The sequence below is a fragment of the Streptomyces tirandamycinicus genome (genome assembly GCF_003097515.1).
Lineage (GTDB): Bacteria > Actinomycetota > Actinomycetes > Streptomycetales > Streptomycetaceae > Streptomyces > Streptomyces tirandamycinicus.
Genome location: NZ_CP029188.1, coordinates 711,469 through 728,778, shown reverse-complemented (window position 1 = coordinate 728,778; position 17,310 = coordinate 711,469). Strand labels below are relative to the sequence as shown.

Here is a 17,310-nt window from a genome sequence, read left to right as displayed (position 1 = left end):
CCTTACTGGCAAGGAATCCGGTGGCGCGGTGACTGGCGGTGACTCTAAGGGCCTAAATGGAATCAAAGCACTGGTCTGACTGATGCTGTGACGCTCTTGTTATCCCGAGCGGATTTGCGGCATGGAGTGCATGACTGTCCGCCATTTTGGTCATGACGGCGGTGGTGGTTGCTCCGCGTAGTCGTTCCCGGCCGGGCCGGGTGCGGCGCGCGGTGACCCGGAGGGTGCGACCCTGTCTTGTTTTGGGCGCTCATTACGGAGCGTTACTTCGGGGAATGGGAATCCGGCATTTCGCGACCTCATTTTCCGGTCGCGTGCGGCGTTGCCGAGCGCCGTGCGAACAACCCCCCTTTTTCCGGCCGTAAGCGGGATGGTTCGGGGGTGTCGTCACCTGCGGCGTTCCGGGCGGCCGGCGCGGGTCCGGGCCCGTGGCGCACCCCGCGGCGCCCCGGCGGGAACCCGGCGGTGCCGCGCCCCGGGCGGCGGCCCGTCCGCCCGGCGGCCCGTCTGCCCGGTGGGACGGGCGGGCCGGACGGCCCGGACCCGGTCGGCCGGGGCGCCGTCGCCCGAACGGCGGTACGCGGCGGTGTGAACCGCTCCGCCCGGGCAATGGGGCACGACGGAACCGGTGTTGAGTCTGGTGCCGCGGGGGTGCACAGGGTGGAATGTGTCCGCGCTACCGCGTGACCGTCCCCCGATCGTCACCAACCCCGGCTCTGGAGGGCACGAATGGCGAGACCCACCCGAACAGGCAAGGCCCACACGGCGCGTGCCCGGACGGCGTACGGATGGGGCACGGCCCTGCTGGCCGTGTCGCTGCTGGCGGCGCTGCCCGCACCGGCGGCCCGGGCTGCCGGCGAACCGGCGCTGAGCATCGTGGGCAACCGCACCCAGCCCGTCTTCTCCCGCGCCGACGCGGTCCACCAGCAGGTCGACGTCGAGACCGAGGTGGACAGCGACGGCGACGGCCGCCGCGACACGGTGCGGATGAGGATTCTGCGCCCCAAGGAGACCGACGCGGGGCTGAAGGTCGCCACCATCGTCGAGGCCAGCCCCTACTGGGCGGGCGGCAACGACGTCCGGTACCACGACGTCGACGTGGACGTGGACGGCCTGCCCGCGGGACGCCGGCCAGCGGGCGGCGAGCGGGTCCCCGGGCTGGTGACGCCGTACGAGGAGCAGGAGCTGGAGCAGGAGCAGGGGAACTCCGGGCTGACCGCGGCGTCGGCGCCCTGGCCCGGCTACACGGACAACTACTTCCTCCCGCGCGGCTACGCGGTCGCCCAGGTCGACAGCCTCGGCACCGGCGGTTCGACGGGCTGCCCGACCTCCGGCGGCCGCAACGAGACCCTCGGCGCGAAGGCGGCGGTCGACTGGCTCAACGGCCGTGCCCGCGGCTGGGATCCGCAGGGCAGGCCGGTGGGCGCGGCCTGGTCGACGGGCGACACGGCGATGATGGGCATCTCGTACAACGGCACCCTGCCCACGGCCGTCGCCACGACGGGCGTCGAGGGGCTCAAGGCCATCGTGCCGATCTCCGGGATCTCGTCCTGGTACGACTACTACCGCGCGGGCGGCGGTGTCGTGGCGCCCGGCGGCTACCAGGGCGAGGACGCCGACATCCTGGCCGAGTACGTGCACACCCGCGCCGACCGGGAGGTCTGCCGGCCCGTCATCGACCGGCTCACCCGCGAACAGGACCGGGTGACGGGCGACTTCACCCCCTTCTGGCAGGAGCGGGACTACCTCCGCGACGCCGGCCGGATCAAGGCGGGCGTGTTCCTCGTCCACGGCGGCAACGACTGGAACGTGCGCACGGGGCACTTCGGGCAGCTGTGGGAGGCGCTGAAGAAGCACGACGTCCCCCGGAAGCTGTGGCTCCATCAGGCGGGCCACGTCAACCCGATGCCGCTGCGCATGGAGGAGTGGCTCGACCGGCTGCACCTGTGGTTCGACCACTGGCTGTACGGGCTGGACAACGGCGCCCTCGCCGAACCGGCCGTCGAGGTCGAGCAGTCGGACTTCAGCTGGCGCCGGCAGTCCGACTGGCCCGCCCGCGGCACCCGTGACGTCCGGCTGTGGCTGAACGAGGGCGGGCTCGCCCCGCTGCCCGGGAAGCCCGTGCGGCAGACGGCGACCGACCGGGGCCGCACCGTCCCCGCCGAGCAGCTCGTCGCCGACCCGGGCACCCCCCGTCCCGACCGGCTGGCGTACACCACCGGCCCGCTGCCGGCCGATCTCCGCGTCAACGGCGTGCCGGAGCTGTCGGTACGGGCCTCGCTCGACGGTTCGTCGCCGTACGTGACCGCGCTGCTGGTCGACTACGGGACCGACACCCGGGCGACGGCCGGCACGGTCACCGACACCAGCCGGCAGGTCTGCTACGGCGAGGGCGTCCCCGGGGACACCGGATGCGCCTACCGGACCCGGCACCGCACCGAGACGGCCGACTTCAAGATCGTCTCGCGTGGCTGGCTGGACATCCGCAACCGGCACTCGATCGAGCGGCAGAGCAGGGTCGTCGAGGGCCGCGAGTACCGGCTGGAGTGGGCGATGCAGCCCCAGGACTACGTCTTCAAGAAGGGCCACCGGCTGGGCGTGGTGCTGATCTCCACCGACCACGCCCACACCCTGCGCCACCCGGCCGGGACGGAGCTCGCCGTCCGGGCCGGGGTCAGCAGCGTCACCCTGCCGGTCGCCGGGTAGCGCGGCGGCCGCCCGTCAGCCGTCCGTCCCCGGGACGTGGTCCGCGTCCTGGGGACGGACGTCCCTCAGCAGGCAGGTCAGCCGGGCCGTGCAGACCCGCCTGTCCTGCTCGTCGGTGATCACGATCTCGTAGGTGGCGGTGGAGCGGCCCCGGTGCACGGGCGTGGCCACGCCCGTGACCTGGCCGGAGCGCACCCCCCGGTGGTGCGTGCAGTTGAGGTCCACACCGACGGCGATCTTCGAGCTGCCGCCGTGCAGCATGGAGCCGACCGACCCGAGGGTCTCGGCCAGCACCGCGGACGCCCCGCCGTGCAGCAGCCCGTAGGGCTGGGTGTTTCCCTCGACCGGCATCGTGCCCACCACGCGCTCAGCGGCGGCCTCGACGATCTGCACGCCCATCCGGTTGCCGAGCGTCCCCGCGGAGAACAGCGCGGGCAGGTCGACGCCGAGCGCGGCGTACTCGTCGATGACCTCCTGCGGGAACTTCACCGTCGTCTGCTCACCCATGGGCCGGCTCCGATCGTCGTGCGTCTGCGGTGTCCTGTGACTGCCGCCGCCTGAGCGGACGCTCAGTCGGTCGGTGATTGTTCCAGACGCACGATCACGGACTTGCTGGCGGGGGTGTTGCTGGTGTCCGCGGTGGCGTCCAGCGGCACCAGGACGTTGGTCTCCGGGTAGTACGCGGCCGCGCAGCCCCGCGCGGTCGGGTAGTGCACCACGCGGAAGCCGGGCGCCCGCCGCTCCACGCCGTCCGTCCACTCGCCGACGAGATCGGCGTACGCGCCGTCCGCGAGCCCCAGACCCGCCGCGTCCTCCGGGTTCACCAGGACGACGCGGCGGCCACCCCGGACACCCCGGTAGCGGTCGTCGAGCCCGTAGATCGTGGTGTTGTACTGGTCGTGGGAGCGCAGCGTCTGCAGCAGCAGCCGCCCCTCGGGGATCTCCGGGTACTCCACCGGCGCCGCGGTGAAGTTCGCCCGGCCCGTCGCCGTGGGGAAGCGGCGCTCGTCGCGCGGGGCGTGGGGGAGGGTGAACCCGCCGGGGCGGGCGACCCTCGCGTTGAAGTCCTCGAAACCGGGCACCACCCGGGAGATCCGGTCCCGGATGGCGGCGTAGTCCCTCTCGAACTCCTCCCACGGCGTCCTGGACGCCGGGCCGAGCACCGCGCGGGCCAGCCTGGCCACGATCGCCGGCTCGGACAGCAGGTGCTCACTCGCCGGCGGCAGGTTGCCGCGGGACGCGTGCACCATGCCCATGGAGTCCTCGACCGTCACGAACTGCCGGCCGCTCCGCTGCTCGTCCCGGTCGCTCCGGCCGAGCGTGGGCAGGATCAGCGCCCGCGTCCCGGTCACCGCGTGCGAGCGGTTGAGCTTCGTCGACACGTGCACCGTGAGCCGGGCGCGGCGCATCGCCGCCTCCGTGACCTCCGTGTCGGGCGAGGCGCCGACGAAGTTGCCGCCCATGGCGAAGAACACCTTCGCCTCGCCGTCCCGCAGCGCCCTGATGGCCCGGACGGTGTCGAGGCCGTGGTGCCGCGGCGGGGCGAAGCCGAACTCCTTCTCCAAAGCGTCCAGGAAGGACTCCGAGGGGCGCTCGAAGATGCCCATCGTGCGGTCGCCCTGCACGTTGGAGTGGCCGCGCACCGGGCACACCCCGGCACCGGGGCGGCCGACGCAGCCGCGCAGCAGCAGCAGGTTGACCACCTCGCGGATGGTCGCGACGGCGTGCTTGTGCTGGGTCAGCCCCATCGCCCAGCACACGACCGTCCGCTTCGACGCGAGGACCATGCGCGCCGCGCGCTCGATGTCCCGGCGGTCCAGGCCGGTCGCGGCGAGCGTCTCGTCCCAGTCCGCGGCGCGGGCCGCGGCGGCGAACTCCTCGTAGCCGTGCGTGTACTCCCGTACGAACGCCTCGTCGACCCCGCCCGGGGCCTCCAGGACCAGCTTGCCGAGCAACCGGAAGAGGGCCTGGTCGCCGCCGATGCGGATCTGGAGGAAGAGGTCGGTGAGGGGGACGCCCTTGATCAGGCCCCGCGCGGTCTGCGGGTTCCTGAACCGCTCCAGTCCCGCCTCGGGCAGCGGGTTCACCGAGATGATCTTCGCTCCGGACCGCTTGGCCTCCTCCAGCGCGGACAGCATCCGCGGATGGTTCGTGCCCGGGTTCTGCCCGGCGACGATGATCAGGTCGGCCCGGTGCAGGTCCTCCAGGGAGACGCTGCCCTTGCCCACGCCCAGGGTCTCGGTCAGCGCCGAGCCCGAGGACTCGTGGCACATGTTGGAGCAGTCCGGCAGGTTGTTGGTGCCGAACTCGCGGGCGAAGAGCTGCAGCAGGAAGGCGGCCTCGTTGCCGGTGCGGCCGGAGGTGTAGAAGACGGCCTCGTCGGGGGAGTCCAGCGCCCGCAGCTCCCCGGCGAGGATCTCGAAGGCCCGCTCCCAGCTCACCGGCTCGTAGTGGTCCGCCCCCTCCGCGAGGTACACGGGCCGGGTGATCCGGCCCTGCTGCCCCAGCCAGTACCCGCTGCGGGTGGCCAGGTCGGACACCGGGTGCGCGGCGAAGAAGTCCGGCGTGACCCGGCGCAGCGTCGCCTCCTCCGCCACCGCCTTCGCGCCGTTCTCGCAGAACTCCGCCACATGGCGGCGCTCGCCCTCGGGCCAGGCGCAGCCGGGGCAGTCGAAGCCGTCCTTCTGGTTGACCTTGAGCAGGGTGCGGGCGGTGCGCGCCACCCCCATCTGCTGCTGCGCGATCCTGAGCGTGTGCCCGATCGCGGGAAGGCCGGCCGCGCTGTGCCGGGGTGCGTCGACCCGGGGCGCGTCCTGCACCGGGTCGCCTTCGGGCGGCTTGGTGGCCATCGTGCTCTCCTTCGGGCGCGGACATCGGGGAAGACGTGCCGTGACCTCCGATCCTGTCACGCGGCGGCGCCGGTGGCGCCCGGCGGTGGCGGTTGCGGCCGGTGGCGGTGGCGGCGCCCGCCGGTGGTGGCGGTGGCGGCCGGTGGCGGTGGCGGCGCCCGCCGGTGGTGGCGGTGGCGGCCGGGGCCGTGGACGGGGTCCGGCCGCCGGGGGCCGCCGCGGGCGGCATGGGCGGCGTTGTCGGTGGGCCGTGGCAGGATCGGGGGCGTGGCTGAGACAGCATCGAAGAAGACCCATGAGGAAACCCGTCCGCGCCTGCTCCTCATGGACGGGCACTCGCTGGCGTACCGGGCGTTCTTCGCCCTGCCCGCGGAGAACTTCACCACCGCGAGCGGCCAGACGACCAACGCGATCTACGGCTTCGCGTCGATGCTGGCGAACACGCTCCGCGACGAGGCGCCCACGCACTTCGCCGTGGCCTTCGACGTCTCCCGGAAGACCTGGCGGTCCCAGGACTTCCCCGAGTACAAGGCCAACCGCTCCTCGACCCCGGACGAGTTCAAGGGCCAGGTCGAGCTGATCGGCGAACTGCTCGACACGATGAACGCGGTGCGGTTCGCGGTGGACGGCTTCGAGGCCGACGACATCATCGCGACCCTCGCCACCCAGGCCGAGGCCGCGGGCTTCGAGGTGCTGATCGTCACCGGCGACCGGGACTCCTTCCAGCTGGTCTCCGACCACGTCACCGTGCTCTATCCGACCAAGGGCGTCTCCGAGCTGACCCGCTTCACCCCGGAGAAGGTCCTCGAGAAGTACGGGCTGACCCCCTCCCAGTACCCGGACTTCGCCGCCCTCCGCGGCGACCCGTCCGACAACCTCCCGGGCATTCCCGGCGTCGGCGAGAAGACCGCCACGAAGTGGATCAACCAGTTCGGCTCCTTCGCGGAGCTCGTCGAGCGCGCCGACGAGGTCAAGGGCAAGGTCGGCCAGGCGCTCCGCGACCATCTGGAGGCCGTCAAGCTCAACCGTCACCTGACGGAGCTGGTCCGTGACGTGGAGCTGCCGAAGTCCGTCGCCGACCTCGCACGCGCCCCGTACGACCGGACCGCGCTGAAGGGCTTCCTGGAGATCCTGGAGATCCGCAACCCGAGCCTGCGCGAGCGGCTGCTCGCCGTCGACCCGGGCGCCGCGGAGGACGAGGTCCCGGCCCCGGCCGCCGGTGTGGAGCTGGACGGCAGTGTGCTCGGCCCCGGCGAGCTGGCGCCCTGGCTGGAGCGGCACGGCGGAGCGCCCCTCGGCGTCGCCTCGGTCGCCGCCTGGGCGCTGGGCGTCGGCAGCGTCAGCGAGATCGCACTCGCGGCCGCCGGCGGGGAGGCGGCCTGGTTCGACACGACCCAGCTCGACGAGGCCGACGACCGGGCCTTCGCCGCCTGGCTGTCCGACCCGGAGCGGCCGAAGGTCGTGCACAGCGCGAAGGAGCTGCTCCGGGTCTTCCCCGAGCACGGATGGGACCTCCGGGGCATCGCCATGGACACCGCCCTGGCCGCCTATCTGGTCAAGCCCGGCCGCCGGTCCTTCGCCCTGGACGCCCTCTCCGTGGAGTACCTCCACCGCGAGCTGGCACCGGCCGCCGCCGACGGGCAGCTCGCCTTCGGCGCCGAGGACGAGCAGGCCGAGGCCGACGCCCTGATGGCGCAGGCCCGCGCCGTCCTCGACCTGGGCGAGGCGTTCGGCGGGAAGCTCGACGAGGTGGGGGCGGGCGAGCTGCTGCACGACATGGAACTGCCCACGTCGCTGCTGCTGGCCAGGATGGAGCGGCACGGCATCTCCGCCGACCGGGCCCATCTGGAGGCCATGGAGCAGCAGTTCGCCGGAGCGGTGCAGCAGGCCGTCAAGGAGGCCCACGCCTCGGTGGGCCACGAGTTCAACCTCGGCTCGCCCAAGCAGCTCCAGGAGGTCTTCTTCGGGGAGCTGAACCTCCCCAAGACCAAGAAGACCAAGACCGGTTACACGACCGACGCCGACGCGCTGGCCTGGCTCGCCGGTCAGACCGACCACGAGCTGCCGGTGATCATGCTGCGCCACCGCGAGCAGGCCCGGCTGCGCTCCACCGTCGAGGGCCTGATCAAGACCATCGCCGCGGACGGCCGGATCCACACCACCTTCAGCCAGACGGTCGCCGCGACCGGGCGGCTCTCCTCCACCGACCCGAACCTGCAGAACGTGCCGGTGCGCACCGACGAGGGCCGCGCGATCCGCCGCGGCTTCGTCGTCGGCGAGGGCTTCGAGTCGCTGATGACCGCCGACTACAGCCAGATCGAGCTGCGTGTGATGGCCCACCTCTCGGAGGACGAGGGCCTGATCGAGGCGTTCGCCTCGGGCGAGGACCTGCACACGACGGTGGCCTCCCAGGTCTTCGGTGTCGGCCGGTCCGCGGTCGACGCGGAGATGCGCCGCAAGATCAAGGCGATGTCGTACGGACTGGCCTACGGTCTCTCCGCGTTCGGCCTCAGCCAGCAGCTGAACATCGAGGCGGCCGAGGCGCGGGCCCTGATGGACACCTACTTCGAGCGGTTCGGCGGGGTCCGCGACTATCTGCGCCGGGTCGTGGACGAGGCGCGGGCCACGGGCTACACGGCGACGATGTTCGGCCGCCGCCGCTACCTCCCGGACCTCAACAGCGACAACCGCCAGCGCCGTGAGGCGGCCGAGCGCATGGCGCTCAACGCGCCGATCCAGGGCACGGCGGCGGACATCGTCAAGATGGCGATGCTGCGGGTCGACGCCGCGCTGCGGGCGGAAGGGCTCACCTCCCGGATGCTGCTCCAGGTCCACGACGAGATCGTCCTGGAGATCGCCCCGGGCGAGCGCGAGCGGGTCGAGGAGCTCGTCCGCCGCGAGATGCCCGCGGCGGCGGAACTGCGCGCACCGCTGGACGTCTCGGTCGGCGTGGGCCCGGACTGGGAGTCCGCCGCCCACTGACACCAACGGGCTGGGGGGCGCTGCCGGGTGAGCTGGGCGCCGCGCGCCCGCGCGGTGCGTCCGGCGTGCGGTGCGTCCGCGCGGTGCGTCCGGCGTGCGGTGGGCGGGTGCGGGGCGCCGCGCGTCGGCCCGTCGGCCGCGAGCCGGGCACGACCGGCGAGGTGCCCCCCGCGGTGACGGCTCCCCGCGCCGGGCTCCCGTGCGGGGTGCCGCGGGGCGGCCGCTGCGCGACGTGGCGCCACGTTCCCGTGCGGCCGTGGAGCCACGTGGTGGCGGATCCCGCAAGCCCGTCGGTGTACGGCCGTTGGTGTGCGGTCACCAGGCCACGAGGTGGCGGATCCGGTAAGCCCGTTGGTGTACGGCCGCCGGGCCACGAGGCGGCCGGTCCCGTACGGCCGTTGGTGTGCGGCCGGCGGTGGGCGCGTGCCTGCGGGGGGTTCGGTGCGGCCCTTGCCGGGTCGGCCTTCCCTGCGGGCCCTGCCGGGCGCGCGGTTGCGGATGGTTGCGGGCGGGGAACGGGCGGCTGTCGCGGCCGGCCGGGAGATGCGTGCCCGGGCCGGCCCGGACCTCGGCGGGGGAGTACGGTCGGCCCGGACCTCGGCCGGGGAGTACGGCCGGCCGGGCCGTCAGGACACGCCCGCCCGCTCCCGCGGGGCCGCCGCGTCCGGGCCGGTGCCGCGCCGTGACCACATCCGGACCGCCGCGCCGTACAGCACCAGGCCCACCGCGAGCCCGGCGCCCGCCCCGAAGCACGCGGTCGGAATGATGTCGAGGGGCGTGTCGATCCGGCCCCAGTACTGGTAGAAGCGCACGCAGCGATGCGCGGTTCCCGCGAGGACGCACAGCGTCAGCAGGGCCACCGCGGCCCACCGCCCGCGCCGGCCGATCGACGGTACGGGCACCGGTCCGGTGTGACCGGGAGTGTGCTGCCACGCGGACCGGGCGAACCAGCCCAGTGCCACCAGCGCCAGGATCGAACTCCCGTACTGCGTGTACGTGTAGAGGGGGAATCCCGCGACGGATTCCGCGAGCACCGGCAGCGCCCGGGTGCCCCAGCGGTCGAAGTGCGTGAAGGCGTCCCAGACGACGTGCGTCGCCGCACCGATCGCCGCGGAGACCCAGAACCACAGCGCCAGCGACGCCCGCGTCCGGCCGTGCGGGGCGTCACCGCGCACCATGGCGTGGGCGCGGGCCTGAAGGCGGCGCGGGAGCAGGGCCAGCAGCGGCTCACGCACCATCAGCCAGAGCCCCACCAGGCCCGCCGCGATGACGACGTCGACCGTCAGTACCCCCAGCGGGCCGTGCGTCACCTCGCCGAACCGCATCGCGCCGGGCAGCACACTCGCCGTGAAGTAGGTCATGTCGGGTGCGAACGAGCCCGCGACGAGTGCGGAGGCGACCAGTGGCCCCCGCGCCGCACCGTCCCTGCGGATGCAGGGCAGTACCGCCGCCGCGTGACTGAGCGTGAAAGGCATGGTAAGTCGCCCCCGTAAGACCGTTTTCGAACGATGCCGCCCAGTATGCGGGAACCGGTGGTGTGTCCTGCGACCCGGACGCCCCCATGCCGGCTGTGGACGCGGGGTGAACGGTCCGCGAGAGTGGCCGGGGTGCCGGTGTCGCCGTGCGGGGGGTTGCCGTAGTGTCGCACGGTACATCGCGCGCGAGCGCGAACAGCGGCCTACGGGGAGGGATTCAGGGGTATGGCAGCGCAATTCGGCCGCCGGCTGCGCAAGGGGGCCACCACGACGGCGGTGGCGGCGGTCGCCGTCGCCGCGCTCTCCGCGTCGCAGGCGCCGGGTGTCGCGCCGACCGCCACCGGCGGCGACGCGCAGGCCTCCGGAGCGACCCCGCCCACCGGCTCCTCGGCGACCGGCAACTCCCCCTACTACACGGACCTGCCGCCGCTGAACAGCCCCAACAAGCCCGGCGCTGCGGCCCCTCTGCCCGCGGTCGGCGAAGCGGAGGCGGGGATTCCGGCCACCGTGCTGAGCGCGTACAAGCAGGCCGAGCAGGCCGTCGCCGCGAGCGACCCCGGCTGCCGCCTCCCCTGGCAGCTGCTCGCCGCGATCGGCAAGGTCGAGTCCGGGCAGGCGCGCGGCGGGCGGGTCGACGCCGACGGCACGACGTTCTCCCCGATACTCGGCCCGGTGCTGAACGGGGTCGGGTTCGCCGACATCTCCGACACCGATGACGGCGCCTACGACGGCGACCGCACCCACGACCGTGCGGTCGGCCCGATGCAGTTCATCCCGTCCACCTGGGCCACCTGGGGCCAGGACGCCAACGGCGACGGCCGCAAGGACCCGAACAACATCCACGACGCGGCGCTCGCCGCCGCGAAGTACCTGTGCGCCGGCAGCCGCGACCTGTCCGTCAAGGAGGACCTCGACCGGGCGATCCTGAGCTACAACCGCTCGCGGGAGTACCTGCGCACGGTCCTGTCCTGGTTCGCGTACTACCAGCGGGGCACCCACGAGGTTCCCGACGGTTCGGGAGTCCTGCCCGTCGAGAGCAGCGGCGGCGGCTCCACGGGCACGGGCACCACGCCCGCCACCGCGACCCCACCGACGGCTCCCACCACGCCCGCCACCCCGACTGCGCCGGGAGCCACGCCCGGCCCGCCGTCGTCCCCCTCGGTGCCCGGCGGCTCGACCGGCAGCCCCAAGCCTCCCCCCGCGAAGCCGGGGACCGGCACGCCGTCCCCCGGCCCGACCCCCCCGGCGAAGCCGGCCCCCCCGACCCCTCCGCCCTCCGCGACGGTGTTCGGTATCGAGAACGCCGGCGGCGGACGTCCCGCCGCCACCGCCGGCGAGGACTTCGCCGAGCTGCCGAAGGTCCGGGCGAAGAGCCGCTCCGGTCAGTCGGTCGTCGGCGCCGACCTCGTCTTCGAGCTCGTCGGCGACACGGACGCCCGGTTCTCCGGCGACCGCACACGCGCGGTCGTGCGCACCGGGCAGGGCGGCGTGGCCGCCGCCCCCGCACTGAAGGCCGGTGAGAAGACCGGCGACTTCACCATCCGGGTGACCGTCGCCGGCCGGGCGCTGCCCCGGCTCGACTACACCGCGACCGTCACCCCCCGTCAGGCGGACACCCTGGTGCGGACCGGCGACGAGGAGCTGACCGCCTCGCCGTCCTCCGAGTTCGACCACGCGGTCGAGGTCAAGGCCACGTTCAAGGGCGGCACGGCCGCGGGTGTGGCCGTCACGGCCACGATGGTCACCACGGCCGACGACCCGGCCGAGAACACCGAGGGCCCCTACTTCAAGGACCCCGAGGGCAATCCGGTCCGCACGCTCACGGAGCTGACGACCGGCGCCGACGGCGTGCTGGTGCTGCCGAAGATCTTCTCGGACGACCGGTCCGGGACGTTCCTGCTCCGTCTGACGACCGAGGGCGGCGCGGTACTGACCCTCGAACTGGAGGTCGCCGCCCCGCCGGCCCCGGCCGGCTGACCCGCCCGGCCCGCCCCGCGGCCCGCACACCGCACCGCCCCTCCGCGCGTATCCCCGCGGAGGGGCGGTGCGGTGTGCGGCGGGACGTGTTCTCTTCTCCGGGCCGCGTTGCTACGGTGCCCCCGCCCGCCGCTCTGACGACCCATCAGACCCAGACCGCGTACCCGGGAGGCCGACCATGCGCGCCCTCGTCGCCACCGCCGCCGGGCTGGCCCCCGTGCTGCTCGTCGTGCTGCTCATCGCCGTAGTCGACGTGCCGCCCGGGGAGACCTCGCCCAGACCGCTCCTCACCACCGTCCCCGGACCCGTGAAGTAGCGGGAGGGGCAGCCGCCGTGCGCCGCAGAGCCAGCCTCGTACTGCTGTCGTTCGCCGTCTTCCTCGCGGCGCTGGCGCCGGTGCTGCGCTGGTACGCCTTCCCCCGGCTGGCCAGGATCCCGCCGGGCCAGTACCAGGAGACGGTGCTCGAGGCGAGGCCGGCGACCCTGCTGAGGTACGACACCATGCGGGCGGAGCAGGTGGAGAAGGTCACCATCGTGCAGACCCTCAAGGGCAACGTGGAGGAGTCCCGGCGGATCGGGCGCCGCACGGGCCGGGACGTGGTGGTCTGGGACTCCCTCTCCCACGTCCAGGGGCCGGACGGCGAGATGGTCTCCCAGATCCCCGAGCGGTACATCTTCGACGCCCACACCCAGGCACCCGTGCACGCCCCGGGGGAGATGGTCGACGGCGACCCGGTCCGGCGCGAGGGCATCGCGTTCAAGTGGCCCTTCCTCACCGAGAAGCGGGACTACGCGTACTTCGACGCCCAGACCAGGACCTCCGCCCCCATCCACTACAAGGGGACCCGGACCTTCCGCGGACTGGAGGTCTACTACTTCGAGCAGACGGTCCCGTGGACCAAGGTGCCGTACCCCAGGAAGATGCCGATACCCGGCATCGACGCGTCGACGCTGGAGGAACGGACCGGCACCACCCGCTGGTACACCACCAGGCGCATGTTCTGGGTGGAGCCGGTCACCGGGGCGCCCGTCAACGGTGAGGAGATCCACACCGAGGAACTGCGCGGCGGTTCGCTGCTCGGCGGCCGCGACCGGGTGACCGCGTTCTCCGGGCACGTCCGGATGCGCGCGGACTACGTGGACCGCACGGTCGCCCAGGTGGCAACCCACCGCGGGCTCGTGCTCCTGCTCGTCTCCCACCTGCCGTGGACCTTCCTGGGCCTCGGCGCGGGTCTCCTCGCGCTCTCCCTCCTCCTCGAGGCGCGCTCCCGCCGGCCCGCGGGCGGCGGCCCCCCGGGACCCGGCGGCGGCCCCCCGGAACCAGGCGGCGACCGCCCGCCGGAACGCGAACCCGGGCCGGCCGGGGCGTGACCGGCGCCGCCGCCGTCCCGGGGCCGCGGTCAGCGCTTCACACCCCGCGTGGGCTCCGCCGTCGCCGGGTCCTCCGGCCAGGGATGCCTCGGGTAGCGCCCGCGCAACTCGGCCCGCACCGCCCGGTACCCGTCGCGCCAGAACGAGGCCAGGTCCGCGGTCACCGCCGCGGGACGCCCCGCGGGCGACAGGAGATGGACGAGCACGGGCACCCCGGCCAGACGCGGCGTCTCCCGCAGCCCGAACAGCTCCTGGAGCTTCACCGCCAGCACGGGCTGCTCGCCCGTGTAGTCCACCCGGATCCGCGACCCGCTCGGCACCTCGATCCGCTCCGGGGCCAGCTCGTCGAGGCGGACCGCCTCGCCCGAGGCCCAGGGGAGCAGCCGCCGCAGGCACGGCCCGGCGTCGATCGCCGCCAGACCGGCCCGGCGGCGGGCCCGGGACAGCTCGGGCTCCAGCCACTCGCCGGCGCGATCCAGCAGGGCCGTGTCCGACACGTCCGGCCAGGGCGCGCCCCGTACCCGGTGCAGGAAGCCGAGCCGCTGCCGCAGCGCCGCGGCGTCCCGCGACCACCCGAGCAGCCCCGGGCCCTCGCGGCGGAGCCCCTCCAGCAGCGCGTCCCGGACCAGGCCGGTCCCCGGCTCCGGCAGCGGGCGCACGGACAGCTCCACCGCGCCCAGCCGCTCCACCCGGCGGGCGACGACGTCGCCGTCCTCCCAGTGCACCTCCTCGCCGCGGGAGTGCAGGTGCTCCGCGGCGGCGCGTGCGGTCCCCTCGTCCACGACGGCGGCGAGCCGCACCCGCGCGGACGCGGCCTGCGCCTGCCGTCCGGCCACCGCCACCGCCAGCCAGGGGGAGCCGCGCAGCGCCGACCCCTCGCCGAGCTCCGCGCCGGTCCCGGAGACCATCAGGTACGAAGCGCCGCCCCGCGCCCGCGCGAGCCGCTCGGGGAAGGCGAGCGCGGTCACGAACCCGGCGACCGTGTCGTCGGAGGCGGCCGCCGCACCGGCCGGGGCGTCCCCGGCACCGCCGAGCGAGCGCGTCAGCCGGTCCGCCTCCGCGCGCCAGCGGGCGGCGTACGCGTCGCCGCCGCCTGGTCTCCGCCTCCGGAGCCCTGCGCACAGCCCGCGGCCTGCTGCTGGAGGTTGATCTGCTTGATCAGGTCCTGCCGCCCGTCCGACAGAGTGGTCACCGCCAGGGAGAGGTCCTCCACCGACTGGTGGATCGCCTCGCCCTGCCCCTCGAGGTTGTCCGCGCTCACGCCCAGCAGCCGCGACAGCGCGCCGTCGTCGTTCGCGCCGCGCGGGCCGAGCGCCTCCGAGGTCGTGTGCAGGCTCTCGAAGACCCGGTCCAGCTCCACCGGTACGGCCGTGCGCTCCTCCGGGATGACATCGCCGCCCCGCATCACCGGTCCGCCCCGGTACACGGGCAGCAGCGTCAGCCGGTCCGCCTCCGCGCGCCAGCGGGCGGCGTACGCGTCGCCGCCGCGCCGGGCCGTGCGCCAGGCGGCCGCCACGTCGTCCCCGTACTCCCGCGGAGGCTCCTCGCTCAGCAGCGCGACGACCTCCGCGGCGCGCCGCGGGCCCACCTCGGGCGCGCCGTCGACCAGGGCCCGGGCGAGCCGGGGATGGAGTCCGAGGCGGGCCATGCGCCGCCCCCGGTCGGTCGCCCGGCCCGACGGGCCGACCGCGCCCACGGCCGTGAGGACCGAGCGGGCCGCCGCCATCGCCCCCGCGGGCGGCGGATCCGGCAGGGCGAGACCGGCGGCGTCCGGATCTCCCCAGCACGCCGCCTGCAGGGCGAACGCCGTCAGGTCCGCCACCTGGATCTCCGGCGCGGGGAAGCGCGGCAGCCGGGTGTGCTCGGCCTCGGTCCAGCAGCGGTAGACCGTGCCGGGAGCCTCCCGCCCCGCCCGGCCCGCCCGCTGCCGGGCCGCGGCCCGGGAGGCCCGCACCGTGGTGAGCGAGCCGAGGCCGCGGGCGTGGTCGGTGCGCGGCTCCCGGGCGAGCCCCGCGTCCACGACGACCCGGACCCCGGGCACGGTCAGCGACGACTCCGCGACCGAGGTCGCCAGCACCACCCTGCGGTGCCGCCCGGGGGAGAGCACCGCGTCCTGCACGGCCGCCGGTGCCCGCCCGTGCACCTGCAGCACCTCGGCCCCGGTGTCCCCGAGCAGCCGGGCCACCCGGGCGATCTCCGCCACCCCCGGCAGGAAGCAGAGCACGTCCCCGGTCCGCTCGGCCAGCGCCCCGCGGACCACCGACGCCACATGGGCGAGCAGCGCCGGGTCGACCCGTGTGCCGTGCGGCGGGCGCACCGGGCGGGCGGGCGGCGCCCAGACCACCTCGACGGGGTGGGCGGCGGCCTCGGCCCGGACGACCGGCGCGTCGCCGAGGAGCCGCGCCCAGGCCTCCGCGTCCGTCGTGGCCGACGCCGCCACCAGCCGCAGCTCGGGCCGCAGCGTCTCGCGCACGTCGAGCAGGAACGCCGCGGCGGTGTCCGCGTCCAGGTGCCGTTCGTGGCACTCGTCGAGGATCACGGTGCCGGCCCCGGCGAGCTCCGGGTCCCGCTGGAGCCGCTGGAGCAGCACTCCGGTGGTGACGACCTCGATCGCGGTGCCGGGCCCGACGACCCGCTCGCCGCGCACCGTGAAGCCGACCCGGCCGCCCACCTGCTCACCGAGCAGCCACGCCATGCGCCGAGCCGCCGCGCGCGCCGCGATCCGCCGCGGCTCGGCGACCACGACCCGGCCGCGGGCGCCGTCGTCGTCCAGCAGCCCGGCGAGCGCGATCGGCACCAGCGTCGTCTTGCCCGTGCCGGGCGGCGCGCACAGCACGGCGGCGCCGTGCGCGTCCAGGGCCCGTCGCAGTACGGGGAGGGCCGTGCGCACGGGAAGCAGGGCCAGGGCCTCCTCGCGGACCACGTCAGGTCCCCCCGTCCAGGGGGCTTGTCCCGCTCCGCTCGCAGACGAAGATCGCCGTCCCCGGGATCAGGTTCCCGCGCAGCGGGGACCAGCCGCCCCACTCCTGGCTGTTCCAGGCCGGCCATTCCGGTTCGACCAGGTCGGTCAGCCGGAAGCCGGCCGCCACCACGTCGCGGACGCGGTCCCCGATCGTCCGGTGGTGCTCCACGTAGACGGCGCGGCCCTCCGCGTCCTGCTCCACGTACGGGGTGCGGTCGAAGTACGAGGCGGAGACGCTCAGCCCCTCGGGGCCCGGCTCGTCGGGGAACGCCCAGCGGACGGGGTGGGTGACCGAGAAGACCCACCGGCCGCCGGGCCGCAGGACCCGCCGGACCTCCCGGAACACCCGCACCGGGTCGGCGACGAACGGCACGGCCCCGTAGGCGGAGCACGCCAGGTCGAAGGAGCCGTCGGAGAAGGGGAGCGCGCCGGCGTCCGCCTCGACCAGGGGGAAGCCGGCGCCGATCCGCAGGGCGTGCTGGAGCTGGCGGTGCGAGAGGTCCAGGGCCACCGGCCGCGCGCCCTGGACCAGCAGCCAGCGGGAGCACTGGGCCGCGCCGGCGCCGATCTCCAGGACGTTGGCGCCCCGCAGGGCCTCTGCCGGCCCGAGCAGCCGGGCATCGGCCTCGTCCAGGCCCTCGGGTCCCCAGACGAACCGGTCGTCGCCGAGGAAGGAGCCGTGCTCGCTCTGGTACTCGTCGGCGTTGCGGTCCCACCAGCCCCGGCTGGCGCGGCTGCTCTCCGCACCGCCGGTGTGACGCCGGGTCGCCTCCGGTTCGTGCTCTTGGATCATCTCGCCCGTCGTTGTACGTTGCTGGTGCCTCGCCCGGAGACGCCGCGAGGGCCCTGCGGCCGTGTCGCGGGGGGCGAGGCGCGGCCATCATGGCCTCGGCAAACCTTAGTTGTGCCGGGTATGCGGAGTTCCGCCCCGGGTGGGGGCCTTCGCGCATTGACCGTGCCCTGCCGCCCCCGTATGCTAAAGGTTGCG

At 74.6% G+C, this 17,310-nt stretch carries 9 protein-coding genes and 1 pseudogene; 5 read left to right on the top strand and 5 right to left on the bottom strand.

Annotated elements, in window-relative coordinates:
* Positions 1-729 precede the first annotated feature (729 nt).
* On the top strand, positions 730-2,706 hold the full coding sequence (locus DDW44_RS03195; protein ID WP_108905463.1) for a Xaa-Pro dipeptidyl-peptidase: 1,977 nt from the start codon (positions 730-732) through the stop codon (positions 2,704-2,706).
* A 15-nt stretch (positions 2,707-2,721) separates the two neighbouring features.
* Here the strand turns inward: DDW44_RS03195 and DDW44_RS03190 are convergent, their stop codons facing one another.
* Together DDW44_RS03190 and DDW44_RS03185 are read right to left on the bottom strand one after the other, a co-directional pair.
* Positions 2,722-3,213, bottom strand: coding sequence for a PaaI family thioesterase (locus DDW44_RS03190; RefSeq protein WP_108905462.1), 492 nt, complete (start codon positions 3,211-3,213; stop codon positions 2,722-2,724).
* A 62-nt stretch (positions 3,214-3,275) separates the two neighbouring features.
* Entirely contained in the window at positions 3,276-5,555 is a 2,280-nt protein-coding gene (locus DDW44_RS03185; RefSeq protein WP_108905461.1) for an FdhF/YdeP family oxidoreductase, read from the bottom strand.
* 267 nt (positions 5,556-5,822) lie between these two features.
* On the opposite strand from DDW44_RS03185, the gene polA reads away from it, so the two are divergent.
* Complete coding sequence (polA, locus tag DDW44_RS03180) at positions 5,823-8,537, top strand: DNA polymerase I (protein ID WP_108905460.1); 2,715 nt, start codon at positions 5,823-5,825, stop codon at positions 8,535-8,537.
* Between the two features lie 626 nt (positions 8,538-9,163).
* Here the strand turns inward: polA and DDW44_RS03175 are convergent.
* Complete coding sequence (locus DDW44_RS03175) at positions 9,164-10,012, bottom strand: DUF4184 family protein (protein WP_108905459.1); 849 nt, start codon at positions 10,010-10,012, stop codon at positions 9,164-9,166.
* Between the two features lie 225 nt (positions 10,013-10,237).
* Here DDW44_RS03175 and DDW44_RS03170 point away from each other — a divergent pair, with 225 nt between their 5' ends.
* The 3 genes from DDW44_RS03170 to pgfA all read left to right on the top strand — a co-directional run bounded on the left by DDW44_RS03170 (position 10,238) and on the right by pgfA (position 13,360).
* Entirely contained in the window at positions 10,238-11,989 is a 1,752-nt protein-coding gene (locus tag DDW44_RS03170) for a lytic transglycosylase domain-containing protein (protein ID WP_108905458.1), read from the top strand.
* A gap of 178 nt (positions 11,990-12,167) precedes the next feature.
* A complete protein-coding gene (locus DDW44_RS03165) occupies positions 12,168-12,305 on the top strand; it encodes an SPW_0924 family protein (protein ID WP_108905457.1) in 138 nt (45 codons plus the stop codon).
* A gap of 17 nt (positions 12,306-12,322) precedes the next feature.
* On the top strand, positions 12,323-13,360 hold the full coding sequence (pgfA, locus tag DDW44_RS03160) for a cell envelope lipid trafficking protein PgfA (protein WP_108905456.1): 1,038 nt from the start codon (positions 12,323-12,325) through the stop codon (positions 13,358-13,360).
* A gap of 29 nt (positions 13,361-13,389) precedes the next feature.
* Here pgfA and DDW44_RS33300 read toward each other — a convergent pair.
* Together DDW44_RS33300 and DDW44_RS03150 are read right to left on the bottom strand one after the other, a co-directional pair.
* Positions 13,390-16,283 (bottom strand): annotated as a pseudogene (locus DDW44_RS33300) (ATP-dependent RNA helicase).
* A gap of 1 nt (position 16,284) precedes the next feature.
* The gene (locus DDW44_RS03150) at positions 16,285-17,115 is read right to left on the bottom strand and encodes a class I SAM-dependent methyltransferase (protein ID WP_108905455.1); all 831 of its coding nucleotides are present in this window, start codon (positions 17,113-17,115) and stop codon (positions 16,285-16,287) included.
* Between the last annotated feature and the right edge of the window lie 195 nt (positions 17,116-17,310).